Origin of the sequence: Pseudomonas sp. CCC4.1, from assembly GCF_035019225.1 — a bacterium.
GTDB classification, from domain to species: domain Bacteria; phylum Pseudomonadota; class Gammaproteobacteria; order Pseudomonadales; family Pseudomonadaceae; genus Aquipseudomonas; species Aquipseudomonas bubulae.
This window is the reverse complement of sequence record NZ_JASJWL010000028.1, coordinates 1-18,231: the sequence shown is the minus strand read 5'-3', so window position 1 is coordinate 18,231 and position 18,231 is coordinate 1. Positions and strand designations below refer to the sequence as shown.

Annotated in this window: 14 protein-coding genes; 7 read left to right on the top strand and 7 right to left on the bottom strand. The window is 57.6% G+C overall.

What is annotated here, in order from left to right; translation table 11 throughout:
• Positions 1-25: 25 nt before the first annotated feature.
• A complete protein-coding gene (locus QN377_RS13040; RefSeq protein ID WP_095018936.1) occupies positions 26-1,150 on the top strand; it encodes a GNAT family N-acetyltransferase in 1,125 nt (374 codons plus the stop codon).
• 17 nt (positions 1,151-1,167) lie between these two features.
• On the opposite strand, the gene aqpZ is transcribed toward QN377_RS13040, so the two are convergent.
• From aqpZ to QN377_RS13020, 4 genes are all read right to left on the bottom strand, one after another.
• Positions 1,168-1,869, bottom strand: coding sequence for an aquaporin Z (gene aqpZ, locus QN377_RS13035; protein WP_095002674.1), 702 nt, complete (start codon positions 1,867-1,869; stop codon positions 1,168-1,170).
• 201 nt (positions 1,870-2,070) lie between these two features.
• Positions 2,071-3,903 (bottom strand): ABC transporter ATP-binding protein, encoded by a 1,833-nt coding sequence (locus QN377_RS13030; RefSeq protein WP_095002673.1) that lies wholly within the window; start codon positions 3,901-3,903, stop codon positions 2,071-2,073.
• A 150-nt stretch (positions 3,904-4,053) separates the two neighbouring features.
• The gene (locus QN377_RS13025; RefSeq protein ID WP_095002672.1) at positions 4,054-4,617 is read right to left on the bottom strand and encodes a peptidylprolyl isomerase; all 564 of its coding nucleotides are present in this window, start codon (positions 4,615-4,617) and stop codon (positions 4,054-4,056) included.
• A 163-nt stretch (positions 4,618-4,780) separates the two neighbouring features.
• A complete protein-coding gene (locus QN377_RS13020; protein ID WP_095002671.1) occupies positions 4,781-5,704 on the bottom strand; it encodes a LysR family transcriptional regulator in 924 nt (307 codons plus the stop codon).
• Positions 5,705-5,858: 154 nt separating this feature from the next.
• Between QN377_RS13020 and QN377_RS13015 the strand changes: the two genes are divergently transcribed.
• A complete protein-coding gene (locus tag QN377_RS13015) occupies positions 5,859-6,458 on the top strand; it encodes an FMN-dependent NADH-azoreductase (protein ID WP_095002670.1) in 600 nt (199 codons plus the stop codon).
• A gap of 443 nt (positions 6,459-6,901) precedes the next feature.
• On the opposite strand, the gene QN377_RS13010 is transcribed toward QN377_RS13015, so the two are convergent.
• Positions 6,902-7,396 (bottom strand): hypothetical protein, encoded by a 495-nt coding sequence (locus QN377_RS13010; protein ID WP_322212623.1) that lies wholly within the window; start codon positions 7,394-7,396, stop codon positions 6,902-6,904.
• Between the two features lie 264 nt (positions 7,397-7,660).
• Between QN377_RS13010 and QN377_RS13005 the strand changes: the two genes are divergently transcribed.
• The 4 genes from QN377_RS13005 to QN377_RS12990 all read left to right on the top strand — a co-directional run bounded on the left by QN377_RS13005 (position 7,661) and on the right by QN377_RS12990 (position 14,208).
• Positions 7,661-11,248 carry a hypothetical protein gene (locus QN377_RS13005; RefSeq protein WP_322212624.1) on the top strand — a complete coding sequence of 1,196 codons (3,588 nt, stop codon included), beginning with the start codon at positions 7,661-7,663 and terminating at the stop codon, positions 11,246-11,248.
• A gap of 36 nt (positions 11,249-11,284) precedes the next feature.
• Positions 11,285-12,592 carry a hypothetical protein gene (locus QN377_RS13000; RefSeq protein WP_322212625.1) on the top strand — a complete coding sequence of 436 codons (1,308 nt, stop codon included), beginning with the start codon at positions 11,285-11,287 and terminating at the stop codon, positions 12,590-12,592.
• Positions 12,593-12,745: 153 nt separating this feature from the next.
• Complete coding sequence (locus QN377_RS12995; protein WP_095002668.1) at positions 12,746-13,606, top strand: carboxylate/amino acid/amine transporter; 861 nt, start codon at positions 12,746-12,748, stop codon at positions 13,604-13,606.
• 41 nt (positions 13,607-13,647) lie between these two features.
• Entirely contained in the window at positions 13,648-14,208 is a 561-nt protein-coding gene (locus tag QN377_RS12990) for an RBBP9/YdeN family alpha/beta hydrolase (protein ID WP_095018934.1), read from the top strand.
• 184 nt (positions 14,209-14,392) lie between these two features.
• Here the strand turns inward: QN377_RS12990 and QN377_RS12985 are convergent, their stop codons facing one another.
• Positions 14,393-15,661 (bottom strand): mechanosensitive ion channel family protein, encoded by a 1,269-nt coding sequence (locus QN377_RS12985; RefSeq protein WP_095002666.1) that lies wholly within the window; start codon positions 15,659-15,661, stop codon positions 14,393-14,395.
• Positions 15,662-15,852: 191 nt separating this feature from the next.
• Between QN377_RS12985 and QN377_RS12980 the strand changes: the two genes are divergently transcribed.
• Positions 15,853-17,199 (top strand): DEAD/DEAH box helicase, encoded by a 1,347-nt coding sequence (locus QN377_RS12980; protein ID WP_095002665.1) that lies wholly within the window; start codon positions 15,853-15,855, stop codon positions 17,197-17,199.
• Positions 17,200-17,386: 187 nt separating this feature from the next.
• On the opposite strand, the gene QN377_RS12975 is transcribed toward QN377_RS12980, so the two are convergent.
• Positions 17,387-18,109 (bottom strand): TorF family putative porin, encoded by a 723-nt coding sequence (locus QN377_RS12975; protein ID WP_095002664.1) that lies wholly within the window; start codon positions 18,107-18,109, stop codon positions 17,387-17,389.
• Positions 18,110-18,231: the final 122 nt, after the last annotated feature.

Below are 18,231 nucleotides of genomic sequence, written 5' to 3'. Positions count from 1 at the left end.
CTAAGCCGCGCCTTGAGGACTATTAATGCCGCTTCAACGACTCGATAGCCTGTCCACCATCCCCTCCCATGAATGGGATGCGCTGGTGCCGGTGGCCCAGCCTTTTTTGCGCCATGCCTTTCTCAGTACCCTGGAAGACAGTGCCAGCCTGGGCCCGCATTCAGGCTGGCAGCCCGAGCATTTACTGCATTATGAAAATGGGCAGTTGCAGGCGGCGTTGCCCAGTTATCGAAAATGGCATTCCTACGGTGAGTACGTGTTCGATCACGAGTGGGCGCAAGCCTGTGAGCGGGCAGGTATCGAGTACTACCCCAAGCTGCTTGCGGCAGTACCGTTCAGTCCGGTCAGCGGCCCCCGGTTGTTGGCCGCCCGTGCCGAGGACGGGCTTGAGCTGCTGGCGGCCTTGCCCGGTTATCTGCAGATCGAAGGGTTGTCCAGCGCCCATATCAATTTCACCGACCTGCTGGCCGATACGGCGCTGGCGCAACAACCCGGCTGGATGCAACGGCTGGGTTGTCAGTTTCACTGGCAGAACCGCGGGTACCGGGACTTTCAGGATTTTCTCGATGCCCTGAGCTCACGCAAGCGCAAACAGATGCGCAAAGAGCGTGAGCAAGTGGCAGGGCAGGGGTTTGAGTTTGAGTGGCTGGAAGGCCAGCAGGTGAGTGAAGCGCAATGGGATTTTGTCTACGCCTGCTACGCCAACACCTATGCTGTGCGACGGCAAACGCCGTATCTGACCCGGGATTTCTTCAGCCTGCTGGCCGAGCGCATGCCCGAATCGATTCGCGTGGTGCTGGCCAAACAGGGTTCGACCCCGGTTGCGATGGCGTTCAGCCTGATCGGCGGCGACAGTCTCTATGGTCGCTACTGGGGATGTCTTGGCGAGTTTGACCGCCTGCATTTCGAGACGTGTTTCTACCAGGGCATGGATTACGCTATCGCCCACGGTATCAGGCGTTTTGATGCCGGTGCTCAGGGCGAGCACAAGCTGATTCGCGGCTTTGAACCGGTGATCACACACTCATGGCATTACCTGCGCCATCAGGGCTTGAAGGCGGCCGTAAGTGACTTTTTGCAGCGTGAGCGGGTCGGTGTGCTGGCGTATGCTGAAGAGGCGAGGTCGGCGCTGCCATATCGGCAGGCCTGACCCTCGCGTCCGGCCGTTTAGCTGCCTTCCTTGCCCAGCCAGCGATAGACCAGTGCGCCAATGGCCGCACCCAGCATTGGCGCCAACCAGAACATCCATAACTGCTGAAGCGCCCAGCCGCCTACGATCAGCGCCGGGCCTGTGCTGCGCGCCGGGTTGACCGACGTGTTGGTCACCGGGATCGAAATCAGGTGGATCAGCGTCAGCGCCAGGCCGATGGCCAGAGGGGCGTGCCCCGCGGATACCCGTTTGTCAGTGGCGCCCATGATGATCAGGATAAACATGGCGGTCATGGTGATTTCACAGATGAGCCCCGACACCATGGAGTAGCCACCGGGTGAGTGGTCGCCATAGCCATTGGCTGCGAGCCCGCTGGCAGCCAGATCAAAGCCGGGTTTGCCACTGGCAATCATGTACAGGAGCCCGGCAGCAATCACACCGCCGAGGATCTGGGCAATGATGTAGGCAGGCAGTTCTTTTGCAGGAAAGCGTCCACCAACCCACAAGCCGAAAGACACGGCCGGGTTGAGATGGCAACCACTTATATGGCCGATGGCAAAGGCCATGGTCACCACGGTCAAGCCAAATGCCAGAGCCACCCCCAGCAGGCCGATGCCGACATCAGGAAACGCGGCTGCGAGCACAGCACTGCCGCAACCGCCCAATACCAACCAGAAAGTACCCAGCAACTCAGTGACGGAACGTTTGAACAAGGTCATGGAGGAGATCCCGGATGGATAAATCCATCGAGCAATTGAAGCGGCGTTGCCTCCTGCGATTTACTACAGGATTCTCCCGAATCCTTTACTAATTACAGCACTCGCCGATTTTTTTTCCAGTGCCATAAAAAACGCCAGCCCCCTTTGAAATCGGGGGCTGGCGTTGTGCTCCACGCGCTTTGCAGTTAGCGCTTTTTTGGTTCAGTCGATGCCGACAAAACCACCGGTCTGGTGTTGCCACAAACGCGAGTACAAGCCACCTTTGGCGAGCAGCTCGCTGTGGGTTCCGGATTCAGCGATACGGCCGTTTTCCAGGACCACCAGACGGTCCATCCGTGCAATGGTGGAGAGGCGGTGGGCGATGGCAATCACGGTTTTGCCTTGCATCAGGGTTTCCAGGCTTTCCTGGATCGCGGCTTCGACTTCGGAGTCCAGTGCCGAGGTGGCCTCGTCCATGATCAGGATCGGAGCGTTCTTGAGCAGCACGCGGGCAATGGCGATACGCTGGCGCTGGCCGCCGGACAGCTTGACGCCGCGCTCGCCCACATGAGCGTCAAAACCGGTGCGGCCCTGGGCATCGGATAGCAGCGGGATAAACTCATCGGCCCGGGCTTTGCGCACGGCTTCCCACAGCTCCTCGTCGGTGGCGTCCGGCTTGCCGTACAGCAAATTGTCGCGGATCGAACGATGCAGCAGCGAGGTGTCCTGGGTAATCATTCCGATCTGTTCGCGCAAGCTTTCCTGCGTCACTTCGGCGATGTTTTGATCGTCGATCAGGATGCGACCGCCTTGTAGGTCATACAAGCGCAACAACAGGTTCACCAGGGTTGACTTGCCGGCACCGGAAGGGCCGATCAGGCCGATTTTTTCACCGGGTTTAATTACCAGGTTGAGGTCGCTGATGATCCCGCTGCGCTTGCCGTAGTGGAAGTCAACGTGTTCAAAACGCACTTCGCCACGGTTGACGATCAAGCGTGGAGCCTGGTCGCGGTCAGTCACGGCGACAGGTTGGGCGATGGTCTCCAGGCCGTCCTGAACCATGCCGATATTTTCAAAAATGCCGTTGACCACCCACATGATCCAGCCGGACATGTTGACGATACGAATCACCAGGCCGGTGGCCAGGGCAATTGCGCCGACGCTGATCAGCGACTGGCTCCACAGCCACAGCGCCAGGCCGCTGGTGCTGACGATCAGCAGGCCATTCAGGCTGGTGATTGCCACGTCCATGCTGGTGACCACGCGACTGGCCAGTCGGGTTTTTTCGGTTTGCTCGATAATGGCTTCGCGCGCGTACTGCTGCTCAAAGTTTGTGTGGGCGAACAATTTGAGGGTGGTGATGTTGGTATAGCCGTCGACGATGCGGCCCATCAGTTTGGAGCGTGCATCAGAAGATACCACCGAGCGTTCCTTGACCCGTGGTACGAAGTAATACAAGGCCCCGACATAGCACAGGATCCAGGTCAGCAGGGGGATCATCAGGCGCCAGTCGGCTTCGGCAAACAGCACCAGCGAGCTGATGGCATAGATCAGGACGTGCCACAGCGCATCGACGGCCTGTACCGCCGAATCACGCAGGGAGTTGCCGGTTTGCATGATGCGCTGGGCGATGCGCCCGGCAAAATCGTTCTGGAAAAAGTTGAGGCTTTGCTTGAGTACATAACTGTGGTTTTGCCAGCGGATCATGCTGGTCATGCTGGGGCTCAGGGTCTGGTGCACCAGCAGGTCATGCAGGCCGAAGAACACCGGGCGGATGATCAGTGCGACCACGGCCATCCAGATCAGCTCACCGCTGTGGACCTTGAAAAAGTCAGTATTGGGCGTGCCCTGGGTCAGGTCGATCAGCGTGCTCAAGTAGCTGAAAAGCGATACTTCGATCAGTGCCGCGATCAGCCCGACCACCAGCAAGGCGGCAAACACGGGCCAGACCTGGCGCAGGTAGTAGAGATAAAATGCCCAGACAGTGCTGGGCGGAGCCGGAGTGGGGGCTTCGCGAAAAATATCGATCAGTTGTTCGAAGCGACGATAGAGCATTGGCACTGACGCCCGCAGCGCGGGCTCTCCTTATAGTGGTGTGACCGGCAGAGCAAAACACGGTCGCTGCAGGCGAAGGCAGCATAGCCGTCTGCGGCAGCAGCGACCGTGTATTGTTTCCAGTCAGCGCTTCCTGCGTGATAGCGCCTGTCAGTCGATACGCTTGGCCGACTTGATCAGTACCGGATCGATGGGCACATTTTGCATGCCTTGTTTGGTGGTGGTTTGCGAGTTGACGATCTGGTCAACAACGTCCATGCCATTTACCACCTTGGCAAAAACGGCGTAACCGGCATCACGGCCCGGGTCCAGAAACGCATTGTCTGCCACGTTGATGAAGAATTGACTGGTGGCCGAGTTCGGATTCGACGTGCGTGCCATCGACAGGGTCCCGCGAACGTTATGCAAGCCGTTGCTGGCTTCGTTCTTGATCGGGTCGCGGGTCTGTTTTTGCACCATCTGCGACGTAAAACCACCACCTTGCACCATGAAACCCGGGATCACGCGGTGAAAAATGGTGTTGTTGTAAAAGCCGCTGTCGACATACTTGAGGAAGTTGTCAGTGCTGATCGGAGCCTTGACCGGGTCCAGTTCGATTTCGATCTTGCCAAAGCTGGTATCCAGTACCACGTGAGGCGCTTTGGCAGTTTCAGCCGCCATAAGGTTGGCAGCGAACAGCAGGGCGCCAGCGGCAAGAGCAATTTTTTTAAGCATGGTTCAGTGATCCTGAAAAGTTGGGTGACCGTTCTATGCCGCACCGTCAGTGAAGTTGGGGGGCATTGAACCAGTGCCCGTGCCACATCTTGCAATGGCAGATGTTCACGGGCGGCGGGTGTTGGACAGGATATTCTCGAATCAGGTTCCTGCCCACTGCTCATCACGCTTGCTGCGGTGCGGCGAAAGGTGCCTCGAGCGGTGCCGTGTCGAAAGTTCGCAACAATTCGACAAGGATTTGAGTTGCCGGGCCCAGGGGTTTGTCCTTGTTGGCGTACAGGAAAAACACCGGGTGACGATTGCCGCCCTGGTTGAGCGGCAACGGCTTGAGGAGACCTTCCTTGAGCTCGCGCTCGATCATGTGCCGTGGCAACCAGGCAAACCCCAGCCCGCTGCCCACAAAGGCAGCCGCCGTGGCCAGGCTGCCGACGGTCCAGCGCTGCTCGGAGCCCAGCCAGCCCACGTCGCGTGGTTGCTGGCGCCCGGAGTCACGAATCACCACTTGTAACTGGCTTTCGAGGTCCTGGAAATGCAACTCGCGTTGCAGGCGATGCAACGGGTGGTCGGGATGGGCCACGGCGACAAACTCCACGGTGCTCAACTCGGTACCCAGGTAGCCGGGAATATTGAAGCTGCTGATGGCCAGGTCAGCCACGCCTTCGAGCAGCACTTCCTCGACGCCGGAAAGAACCTCTTCACGCAGACGTACGCGACAGCCCCGGCTTTGCGGCATAAAGGCGGTCAGGGCGCGCACCAACCGGGCATTGGGGTAGGCTGCGTCGACGACCAGGCGCACCTCGGCTTCCCAGCCTTGCTCCATATGATGGGCAAGGTCTTCGAGCTGGCTGGCCTGCTTGACCAGTTGCCGGGAGCGACGCAGCAACACGCCACCGGCTTCTGTCAGCACCGCCTTGCGTCCGTCGATGCGCAGCAGCGGCACGCCGAGCTGGTCCTGCATGCGGGCCACGGTATAGCTGACAGACGACTGTGAGCGGTGGAGAACTTCAGCGGCTTGTGCGAAGCCTCCGTGGTCGACCACAGCCTGCAAGGTGCGCCATTGATCAAGGGTCACGCGGGGCGCTTTCACAATGAATTCCTCTGATTTTGAAGTGGTTACAGGATACCGTTAAACAAACAGATTTATAGATAGGTTGTAGCAGGTAATTGCGCTTTTTTATCGAATCAATGACCCCTAATCTTGGCTCCATTCTTACAGCATTTACAGATGGAGCTTGTCCGCCATGTCCAATGTTCTGATCATTGAAAGTAGCGCCCGCCAGCAAGGCTCGTTTTCCCGTCAGTTGACCCAGCAGTTCATCAGCCAGTGGCAAGCAGCCCATCCGACCGATCAGGTCACCGTTCGCGACCTTGCCCTGCACCCGGTACCGCACCTTGATGCCAACCTGTTGGGTGGCTGGATGAAGCCCGAAGCACAACGCAGTGCAGACGAGCACGCCTCCCTCAAGCGCTCCGATGAGTTGACCGACGAGTTGCTGGCCGCTGATGTACTGGTGCTGGCGGCGCCCATGTACAACTTTGCGATACCGAGCACGCTCAAGGCCTGGCTGGACCACGTATTGCGCGCCGGGGTGACCTTCAAGTACACCGAAACCGGTCCACAGGGGCTTTTGACCGGCAAGAAAGCATACGTGTTGACGGCTCGCGGCGGGCTATATGCGGGTAGCACCTCGGACCATCAGGAACCATATCTGCGTCAGGTCATGGCCTTTGTCGGCATTCACGATGTGACCTTTATCCATGCCGAAGGGATGAACCTGGGCGGTGACTTCCAGGAGAAAGGTTTGAATCAGGCCAAGGCCAGGTTGTCTGCCATCGCGTAGTCTGTTAATCGACAGATAATCGCCCGATGGCTTAATTGTTTCATTGCTCCTTCAAGCATGCGGTTCGCGCATCGAACCTCCCTTTGCACTTTATTGAGTGCCCGTGCCCGATCAGCCTTTGCGCTGGATCGGGCTTTTTTTGTCTGGAGCATTTGTTGCGTACAAGCATGTTCACGCCTTTCAAGTGCGCTATGTATCTATCTTTTTACAGGTCCATGCTCTGTTAGCTTTGCCCTTTAATTGTTTTGCCCGGGATCCTTATCGGATGGCAAAACATCACTGATTAAGGGCTGTGTGCCATGTCCATGCTTTCGTCCCGCCCAGAGGCGCAACTCCAAAGAGAAGCGCTGGCCATTGCCGGCCACCTATCCCGACAGCCCACTTTTCTTGCGGCCGCCAGAGATTCGTTTCGCACAACGTTGCACCGGCGCTTTGCGTTTGTGTCACAAGCATTTGACCTGGATGCAATGCATGTCACTGATTATCGGCTTGTGTGGAATCAGGATCAGACCGAGCAGGTTGCCAGTCCCGCCACTTCCCGGACTCTGGGTGAGGAACTGAGTCGATATCTGGCGAGCCGTGAGCTGCCGGTTTTTCAGGGGTTGGTCGGTATCTTCGACAAGGCGGGAGTCTATGGGGATCTGGGGGCGCGCATTGTTGGCGGTGACAATACCGGCAGTGAGCTCGTGGCCATGTTGCAGGATGCAGGTGTCCGGGCCTGCTTGAACTACCAGCAACAGGTAGCGGCTTTTTATAGCGGTACACCGCTGGACGGGCTCAAGTCGGCCATGGCTGTTGCCTCGCCCCATGAGCTGGCAGGTGTCGATCCGCAGCGACTTGTCTTCGGCGTCCTGGGGGTATCCGGCCATGAATGGGAGAGCCGCAGCATTGTCCAGCTGTTCGCGGCCTACAGGGAGAGCGGCGAGTTGGCTGCGCATCCGGACGGCATGAGCACGGACGGCCAAATGACTGCCTGGACATACCCTGCGGCCAGTGCGGGCCATTTTTATCGCAGTCACTCCGGTCTGGAGAAGCCTGGGGTTCTGCTTAAACTTCTGCAGGACGCCGATAATCGCTATGCCCGTGACCTGCCGATGAACGAGCCTCTCAAGGCCTGGCTGGCACAAAGAATGGCCAGGCAAAGGGCTGCTGAAGCCAATCTGCGTTTGCGCGACGGCACCTTGACGGCTGAAGGGGCGGCCATGATCAAGGGGATAACCGGCGGCGTGCGCGATGCGATGGATCTGCACAGCCCCGGCGTGTATGAGCTGTTTCTGCGGGTGCCTGGAATCGAGGCCCGGGTTGCCGGATGTCTGGTTCTTACCAGCAGTCCGCGGGATCTGCCCATCTACAGTCCTGCGGGTGTCATCCTGTTGATTGCAGGTCAGGGACTGATCGAGTTTTCCTCGGGCAGTGAGTTCAGTGACTGCATGACGCTCTGGCTGGATCAACCACAAAACCATCCCTGGTTGCGAGCCGGGGTTGCGTTGGGCCACCGGGACGCTGTTTTTGCCCATCGTCCACGTGCGCTTGTGGACTATCCGGGTGTACCCGGCGGCGATGCCTTTGCCCACTGCCTGACAACATTGCTGAGCTGGCAGCAGGACAGTTGTACGCACCTGATCCGTTCTGGCTCGGTGGAGCCCCTTTATCTGGAGCAGGCAATTGATCTCAGGGCCAGGTTTCGTGTCGGGCATGTGCTGCAGGTGTGCGAGTCAGCCCGACAGGGAAAGCACACCGCGCAAGCGTTCAGGAACACCGCCCTGAATGACGGGTTGGTGCAGGTATTCCCCCTGATCCAGCCGCTGGTTTCACCATTCGATATGGACAGTCTGAATCTCAAGGGTTACCGCGATGACAGCAAAGTCACAGATCTGTCAGTCGGGAGGATAAATCCAGAGCATTTGCAGCTTGTCAGTACCAGTCCGCTCGGCGATGTACTGCGTGAAATGGTTGCCAATCTCGAGGCATTCAACGTTTTTGCCCAAGCAGATCTTTTCTTTATCTGTGCAGGTGACAATTGCATCGAAATGGCAGCGCAGGAGTTTCGTGAAAGCATACAGGCTCTTGTTCGCCCATTGAGGTACATCGCTGTCGAGTACCAATTGCCTGTAGCACCCGAGGCGGTGCCAGATGAACCGATAAACACGTTCAAACAGCAGGCAGACGCTACCTTGGCGGACTTGCAGGCTATGTCCGAAATGCTCAAGCAGTCTGCTGTACCGTCTTCGCGCAGGCTGCGTCCAGCCATGCATTCAGAGCTGCAGTGCGCCATCAGTGAGGTAATTCGCCAGTTTCAGTTGTTCAAGGATGACTTGCGTGGCGAGGCTATACAGGTGCTGTACCAGCGCCTGCCGCTTGCAGAAACACTGCCGGTCAGACTGCGCGGGCATCTGGAGACCTACCTGCAGGGTGACGGGCAAACCTATCTTTTTGATTACGGTGAGTCTGTAACTCTGCCGGAAATGCTCGAGTACTACCGTGTCATTCCGGCTGGCCCAACTACGGCTCCTGCCAGGCTGCAGGCACTGAACGATCTTGAAGAGCAGTATGCAGTTCGGTGTATGGGTATGGAGCGGGGCACGCCCCTGATTGACTGCCTTCTCACTGCGGATCAGGAGCGAAAGCTGCTGAATGCCGTCAAGGGTTTTATATCGTCCCGGCAGCCTTCACAAGGTGTTAACGCTCTGCCGCCGCTGGAATTGCTGGCACATTACCTGCCTGATTTTGACCCTGCCCGGTTCGCTCACACCAGGCCTGCAGTCGCGCTGCAACAGCTGCTGACTTCAGAATGCGGTCAGTGTCTCGGTCGCGAATTGCTCAAGGTCCTGGGGTGGCATGGCGCACGCGATGGTGAGACCAGCCCGGTGACGCTATGTACCCAACTGGTCTGGAAGACTCTTGTGCTTCGATACTCGCAGGCTGGTGAAGTGGCCGGTTACGATTTGCACTCGGATCGTCTATGGGGCAGGACCTATGCGTGGATCCGCAGCGATTTTGAGACCTTTTTGCTTACTTCGCGACAAGCTGCATCCTCGGCGTTTGCCGCGTTGCTGGCGCGGTTGTTGCGAACGGCCATGCCACCGGATTTCAGTGTCCGCGATATTCCTGGCGAACTGACTTACGGTTCGCCCAGTTGGGTCAACTTGCGCCATGGTGCCGAACTGGCGCATGCCATCGAGCCAGGCTCGACACTGCGCATGACATTTCAGGAAGTCATCCTGTTGCCTGGCAAGCAGGGGCAGGGGCTCGTTTTTTCCGCCAAAGCAAACGAGCAGGAACAGGTTCTGCTCCGCGAGAAGTCTTCAGCCATTCTTGCCTTGCGCCTGCCTCCACTGATGGCCTGGGCGGCCCTGCATGGCGTTGTACCTAAAATGCCCCTGGCTGCTTATTCCAGCGTGGAGATGCAGCGCGCAGTACAAGCGCTGGATGCGTATGAACACGCGATTTTCAAAGCAACCAATGACCTGTTCAAACCTGCCCCCAACAGGTTTGAAATTGCAAAAAAAGAGCTGGCACGGCGCGGCCTGAATCCCTATTTCAGCGAGTTCACGGCTGCCAGGGGCAGAATGCCGCTGTTTGAGCTTTACGCTGCCGGCAAGCATCTGGAGCTGGATTTTCCGCCCTACACATCAGCCACCATACCGAGTGCCGAGGAGGTTCGTGCAAGTGCCGAGCGCTTCTCACGGCTCAAGAAGTTGCCGGTGAATATCGAGCTGGAATTCAACCGGCAGTACAATGCCTATGAAGCGGCGCTGGTGGCAGCACAACAGGCGGTTGTCAGGTTTTTACTGGACAGCCTGCCCCCGCGGCAGCGTCAGGACATTGAATACAGCCATGTCAGGGTATTGCGTGTCAGAGCTGAAAGTACCGGCAGTGTCAGTGAGGACAGCCCCGAAATCACGGATTCACTGATGTTGCGTCAGGGGTTTATTCTCGAAGTGTGCAAAAAAGAAACCTGTGATCTCTACGAGATTTTCCCAAGGGCGCTGCACATACAAGAGAGTCCAAGGCTCAAGCCATTGCTGGTAGGAGGCGTAATCGCTCCAAAGAAAATCGGTATTCACACCTGGCTCCACACTTTTCGGCATGGCACGGTTTTGAATATTGACGAAAATGCCTATCGGACCGGGCACAAACCCATGCCCCATGAGACCTCCCGATCCAGGCTGATTATTGAGGAGCTTGGTAGCGTGCCAGCGGGAGACGAGACGAGCAGCCATCTGCCCGATACGTTCAACTCCTTGCGCAGCAAACAGATTGCCAGGCTGATTCCGCTCTATATCGACAAGGGGCAAGCTCGTGCGGCTGCCCGGGGAGTGACGGCTTTTGACCAGGCACATCCTGCCCTGTCATTGCTAAAGGCGATTACGCCTTTCTGGGGGGGCATCGAGGATCTGCTTTCGGATGATCAGAAACGCAGAGCTTCGGGGGCATTCGGGATGCTCCTGGACCTGCTGTTTTTGGTCCCCGTCGTAAGATTTGCCGGGGGGGCAGTGCGGGTGATCAACCTGGCTGGAAAGATCGGTTTCAAGGCCGTGTTGCCCCGGATGGGCAAGCTCGCCAGAACCCTGCTGGTGTCTCTGGCTCAGGAGCTGAACCCCCTGGATGGCTTGCCCCGTTTGCTCAAGTGGAGCGGTGCCAAACTGCTTGAGGGTGGTGCTTGTCTGGCTGAGAAAGGTCTCGGGCACTTCAGGCAAGTGACCAGCCTTTCAAGCGTGGCGCGTTACGACATTAAACAGGGGCTGGTAACGGTCGCGGATCCCGGGGCCTGGAAGCTTGTGGCTTAGGGCGATGAGCTGCGTACGGTCAGTGATGTTAAAAACGTGCAGGTTCGCAACACGGGCAGCGTCACGACCAGTGATTACCGCCTGATTGATCCTGTATCCAGTCTTCCCTATGGGCCGCGCTTGGCCTCAGGCGCCCGGTCAGTACATTTCGGCCAGCAAAAATTCTTTGTTTCTGCCAGCCCTGATCTTCCCGATGGTTATTACTTGCTGCGAGTCAGAAGTCCTGACAATTCCTCGCAACTGCTCAGCAGCGGGGTAATTGGCAAGCCTGAAGCGGGAGCTGCGGGGCAATGGAAAAGAAGAGGGATCAAGGGCGGGGGAGATGAGGTGCCAGAGACCGCCAGTTTGCATACCTGGAGACTGCAGGACGATAACGGGCTGGCCTCATTGGTGGACATGACCACATTCCGGCGCAGCGACGTTTCATTGAAAGGGCGGCAGCCCGATACGACAACAGGTGTCCATACCTTCGACAATAGATCCTATATCGCGGTTGGAGATCCGCCCGAGGCTTATGAGGTGGTGCGGGTCAGAAACAGATTCTGGCAGTTGCATACGGATGGTGAACAGGCTGGCCCCTTTGTTGCGTATAGGCCAGCTCAGGGCCAGACCTCAGGTGTCTGGGACCTGGCCCCGCAGATTACTCTGCAACCCAAGCCAAGATCGAAATGGGAGACCGCCCCCGAGATCCTGTTCACCCCGGAGCCGGACGGGCCGCAGCTTTACCGCAACCTGAACAAGCTGCCGACGAGTACCCCCTGGCAGGTTGAGAGCGGCATCGACTTCAAGCGAATTGAGCAGGAAATCCGCACCCGGTTCAATGTCGAACTGGAGGGCGTTGAAGTCATTTCGACAACGGCCAGTGATTTGGCGGTCAGGATGGATATCCCCTACGACGCGGCCTCTACGAAAGCCAGCCCTGTCGCCTGGACCTCCCCGCAAGGCAAGATCCATATCGCCACGGATCATCCGGATTATGTGGTAAACGGTCTGGTGGACTCCGACAAGGTGCGCTCCACGGTAGTGCATGAGTATGTCCATGCGGCCTCTCATCGCAGAGCCGGTTTGCAGGTCATTTCCGGGGAGGGGGTCAATTATGATGAAAGTGTGGTGGATTATTTCGCGGAAAAAATCTACTCGCAGATTTATCCCGGACGGCCCTACAAAAGCGGCTATTTCACCGCGGACGGAGCCCTGTGGCACGGGCAACTGGTGCCGTTTATGAGTCAAAGCGCAACCATGAACCTGGTTGAGATCCAGCAGGCACTCTTTCACGATCCGGCGTTGTTCAGGCCGCTGGGCCCGGACGCCCTGCAGGAATGGAAGCGGCTGACCGGTTTCTAGTGCTGTGCGCCCTGAGGTCTCAATTGCCCTGGAGCGGATGAGATTGGCAAGCCAGCATTTTACTTCCCCGGCAAACCCGCTAAGGTCGCCCATTCTTTCGAATTCGCCACGGCGTAAACGAACAGGCAACTACGGTTTTTGAGCGAGAGATTCATGGGCTATCTGTTAATTGTTACCCTGATTCAGGCGTTTTCATTCAGCCTGATTGGCGAGTATCTGGCGGGGCACGTCGACAGTTACTTTGCGGTACTGGTGCGTGTGGTACTGGCGGGGCTGGTATTTATTCCGCTCACACGCTGGCGTCAGGTCGAACCCGGTTTCATGCGCGGCATGCTGTTGATCGGGGCGCTGCAGTTCGGTGTCACCTACGTCTGTCTGTACTTGAGTTTTCGAGTGCTTACGGTTCCGGAGGTGTTGTTATTCACCATCCTGACCCCCCTGCACGTGACCCTAATCGAGGATGCAATCAACCGCCGTTTCAACCCGTGGGCGCTTGTTGCGGCACTGGTCGCCGTTATGGGGGCTGCGGTCATTCGTTTTGACACCATCAGCCCCGAATTTTTCAAGGGCTTCCTGCTCCTGCAACTGGGCAACTTCACTTATGCCGCCGGTCAGGTGATGTACCGGCATCTGGTCGCACGCTACCCGAGCGATTTGCCGCATTACCGGCGCTTCGGTTACTTCTATCTGGGTGCGCTGGCTGTGGTACTGCCTGCTTTTGTGTTGTTCGGCAAAGCCGATTTCTGGCCTGAAGCCCCCTTGCAGTGGGGAGTGCTGGTGTTTCTGGGGCTGGTCTCCACTGCACTTGGCCTGTATTGGTGGAACAAGGGCGCGTGCATGGTCAGTGGCGCGACCCTGGCGGTCATGAACAACGTGCATGTGCCGGTGGGTCTGTTTTTCAGCCTGTTGATCTGGAATCAACACGAGCCTCTGGGGCGGTTGTTCCTGGGCGGGCTGGTGATATTGATTGCCGTCTGGATAAGCCGGCTAGACCGCAGGGCTGTGACGGTCTAAGGTCAATCTCAGTCCATCTATCGCCTTAAGGGAGAGTCGGAATGACAGTCAGGGTGTTGATCTTGCCGGGCCTGTTCAATTCAGGAACAGAGCATTGGCAATCTCACTGGGAGCAGCGCTACAGCGGTTTGCATCGGGTCAAACAGGACAATTGGGAAACCCCCGCCTGTGTTGACTGGGTGCAGAACCTGCATAAAAAAATCACCAAGAGCGAGCGCCCCGTAGTGCTGGTGGGTCACAGCCTGGCGTGTACGCTGATAGCCCGCTGGGCCCAGCAGCACCCCAAGGAGGCAAGGCGGGTGCGCGGGGCGTTGCTGGTGGCACCCAGTGATACCGAGGCCGACAGCTACCCGGCCGGGACCTCAGGCTTTAGCCCCATGCCGCTCAATACCCTGCCTTTTGATGCCATCACCGTAGCCAGTACCAACGACCCCTATGTCACCCGCGAGCGGGCCGAGGCCTTCAGCCAGGCCTGGGGGAGTGAACTGGTATGGTTGGAGAATGCCGGGCATATCAATGGCGAAGGTGGCTTTGGCACCTGGCCGCAGGGCATCGAGTTACTCTTCAAACTGACCGGTGACCCGCAGTTCAAGCAGGCTTGAGCAGGTAGATACTCTGTGGCAAGTCAAGCCCAATCAAAAGCCCCCTCACCCTAGCCCTCTCCCGAAGGGAGAGGGCACTGACCGCATGCGGCCTCAAAAACTTCACTGATCAGCACCCTCTCCTTTCGGGAGAGGGTTGGGGTGAGGGGCTTTCAGCTATCACTTTTGCCTCAGCGGCTATACATCACTCTTCGATCGGTATTCTGGTCAACAGCCCCTTGCGCAGGTCATTGCCGCTTGGTTGCTGGTACACGCTTAAACCGAACTCGGGCAGTACTGACAGCAGATAATCGAAGATATCGCCCTGAATGCGTTCGTATTCGTCCCATACCGTTGTTCGGGTAAAGCAGTACACCTCCAGGGGTACGCCTTGAGGCGTGGTTTGCAGTTGGCGCACCATGCAGGTCATGTTCGGCTGGATATCGGCATGGCTTTTCAGATAGGCAAGGGCATAGGCGCGGAAAGTACCGATATTGGTCATGCGTCGACGGTTGGCTGACATGGCTGCCACGTTGCCCTGGGCTTCATTCCAGCTTTTGAGTTCGGCTTTCTTGCGATGCAGGTAGTCGCTCAGCAAGCGCACTCCCTCCAGACGTTGCTCCTGCTCATCGGTCAGGAACGCAACATCGCTTGCGTCAATAAACAGGCTGCGCTTGATCCGCCGGCCGCCGGACTGCTGCATGCCGCGCCAGTTCTTGAACGACTCGGACATCAGGCGCCAGGTGGGTATCGAGACAATGGTCTTGTCGAAATTCTGCACCTTGACGGTATGCAGGGTGATATCGATCACATCACCATCGGCCCCGACCTGAGGCATTTCGATCCAGTCACCAACCCGCAGCAAGTCGTTGCTGGTCAACTGTACGCTGGCCACGAACGACAGCAGGGTGTCCTTGTAGACCAGCAGGATAACCGCAGACATTGCCCCCAGCCCGGAAAGCAGCAGCATTGGCGAGCGGTCGATCAGGGTCGCGACAATGATGATGGCCGAGAACACATACAGCAACATTTTGGTCAGCTGAATGTAGCCCTTAATCGGGCGGGTCTTGGCGTAGTTGGTGCGCGAATAGATGTCGAGCAAGGCGTCCAGCAGTGAACTGATAACCCGCGTCAGTACGAAGATGGTGATGGCCAGCGCCAGGTTGCCAAGGAAGTGGCGACCGTTGTCGCTCATGTCCGGCACCAGATTGCGCCCGAACTGCACTATCAGCGAGGGAGTCAGTTGCGCCAGGCGATGGAACACCTTGTGTTCGCGTAAATCATTGATCCAGTGCAGGGCCGGTTGGCGGCCGAGCATTTTGGTCACGCGCAGGATAATAATGCGTGCGATATGACCGGCCAGCAGGGCGACGCCCACGAGAACGATCAGGCCCAGTATGGCCGAAACCCAGGGATGTTGATCCAGATTGGCCCACAGGTCCTGGATTTGGCTCCAGAGTGCTTGAGTATCCATAAGCTAAAACGATATCCGGTAATAAATGGCCATGGGATTAGAGCACTTCAGGGCGATTTGTGGGCCCTGATTGGACTAAAGACCCTAAAAAACCATTTGTTTCACGCCGTTCGTGCAAAGTAACTCGGCCTTGGCGCTCGAAACCGTTACTCTATGCCGCTGATTTTTTGTATTTCTTCGAGGTAGCACCCGTGTTTTCCGATTTCGCCCTGCACGAACGCCTGCTTAAAGCTGTGGCCGAGCTTAAATTTGTCGAGCCTACGCCTGTGCAAGCAGCGGCCATCCCGCTCGCGCTCGAAGGGCGTGACCTGCGGGTTACAGCTCAAACCGGGAGTGGCAAAACTGCCGCTTTCGTACTGCCGATTCTGAATCGTCTGATTGGTCCTGCCAAAATCCGCGTCAGTATCAAAGCGTTGATTTTGCTGCCGACCCGCGAGCTGGCACAGCAAACGCTAAAAGAAGTTGAGCGTTTTTCGCAGTTCACGTTCATCAAGTCCGGTCTGATCACCGGCGGTGAGGACTTCAAGGTTCAGGCGGCCATGCTGCGCAAGGTGCCGGATATCCTGATCGGCACCCCTGGCCGTTTGCTCGAGCAACTGAATGCCGGCAACCTCGACTTGAAAGAAGTTGAAGTTCTGGTACTCGACGAAGCCGACCGCATGCTCGACATGGGTTTCTCCGAAGACGTGCAACGTCTGGTCGATGAGTGCCCGAACCGTCAGCAAACCATGCTGTTCTCGGCCACCACCGGTGGTTCGGGTCTGCGTGAGATGATCGGCAAGGTACTGAACAACCCTGAGCACTTGCAGCTCAACCAGGTCAGCCAGTTGAACGCCACCACGCGTCAGCAGATCATCACGGCAGACCACAACCAGCACAAAGAGCAAATTGTTAACTGGCTGCTGGCTAACGAGACTTATCAAAAAGCCATCGTTTTCACCAACACCCGTGCCATGGCTGACCGCATCTACGGTCGCCTGGTGGCTCAGGAGTACAAGGCGTTCGTCTTGCACGGTGAAAAAGACCAGAAAGACCGCAAGCTGGCCATCGATCGCCTGAAGCAGGGCGGCGTCAAGATTCTGGTGGCTACCGACGTGGCGGCCCGTGGTCTGGACGTTGAAGGCCTGGATCTGGTGATCAACTTCGATATGCCTCGCAGCGGCGACGAGTACGTTCACCGTATTGGTCGTACTGGCCGCGCGGGCAATGATGGCCTGGCGATCTCGCTGATCTGCCACGGTGACTGGAACCTGATGTCCAGCATTGAGCGCTACCTGAAGCAAAGCTTCGAGCGCCGTACCATCAAGGAAGTCAAAGGCGTCTACGGCGGCCCGAAAAACGTCAAGGCTTCGGGTAAGGCTGTTGGTGTGAAGAAGAAAAAGACCGACGCCAAGGGCGTCAAGAAGAAGTCGGGCGCCAAGGCACCGACCAAGCGCAAGATCGCCAACCGCCCGAAGACCGACGCTCTTTCGTTGGTCAGCAAGGACGGCATGGCGCCGCTCAAGCGCCGCAAGCCAGAAGCACCAGCGGCTGAGTAAATCGCTGGCATGGCTCACAAAAAACCCGGCCTGCGCCGGGTTTTTTGTTGCCTGAAACGCCGCAGATTTTGTGAGCGCCGCAATGTCTGCAGGAGCTGGCTTGCCTGCGATGGTGTCATCGTGGGGTGACTGGGAAACCGCGCCGTCTGCATCGCGAGCTAGCCCGCTCCGACAAAACCCGGGCGTTTCAGTAGAACGTCCGCTCGGCCTTAAATGTCAGTAAGCCATCACACTGGGTGTTCTGCCCTGAGTAGGCAGAGCAGTCGCTGCCGTCCAGGCTGGAATCGCTGTAGATCACGTTGAGGTCAATGCCCATCCAGGGGCGCGAGAGTTTGATCGACCAGTCATTGAATGCGCGTACGCTGCCACCGTCGGCAATGGACACCGGTGAGCCCAGTTGGTGGGTGGTGTATTTCATGCTTACGCCGATGCCAAAGGGCTGGTTGACCCCCAGATCGGCAAACAATGTACTGTCGCGGCGCCCCGGATCATTGCTGAAGGCGGCGCCAAAGCGCGTGCCCAGCACGGTGAGGCCTGCAAAGATCTGCTGGCTGTCCAGTGAGTCGACTTTGGGGTAGCTGTAATGGATCACCCCCAGCTCATAGCTCAGGGTCTGGTCAAAGGGGCGCTTGTAACCCAGATACGAATCCACTTCCAGGTTGCTGCCAGGCTTGATGCCCATGGTTGGCGCCCATTGCCCGACATACCAGCCGCTGTCGTGGGTCAGATCCAGGCCGCCATGAAAGGTCGAGCCGGGGCTGGTGGGCTTGACCAGGCCCTGGGCCATGCTGCGGCTGGGCTGGGTGGCCAGCTTCAGGTCGAAGTCGCCCAGCTCGCGGGAAAACACCTGTGCGTCTGCAATGGTGCTGGTCAGCAGCGTGCTGGCCAGCAACACCGTCCGTGTCAGCATGATCGGCTCCCTATTTGGGCTCAAAGGCTTGATTCAGAGCCTTCGGAGCATACGCAGGAATATCGGCAACAAAGTGCCGTTCGTCGATTTATCGATGCGAATCCTGTCTCTTATACACATCT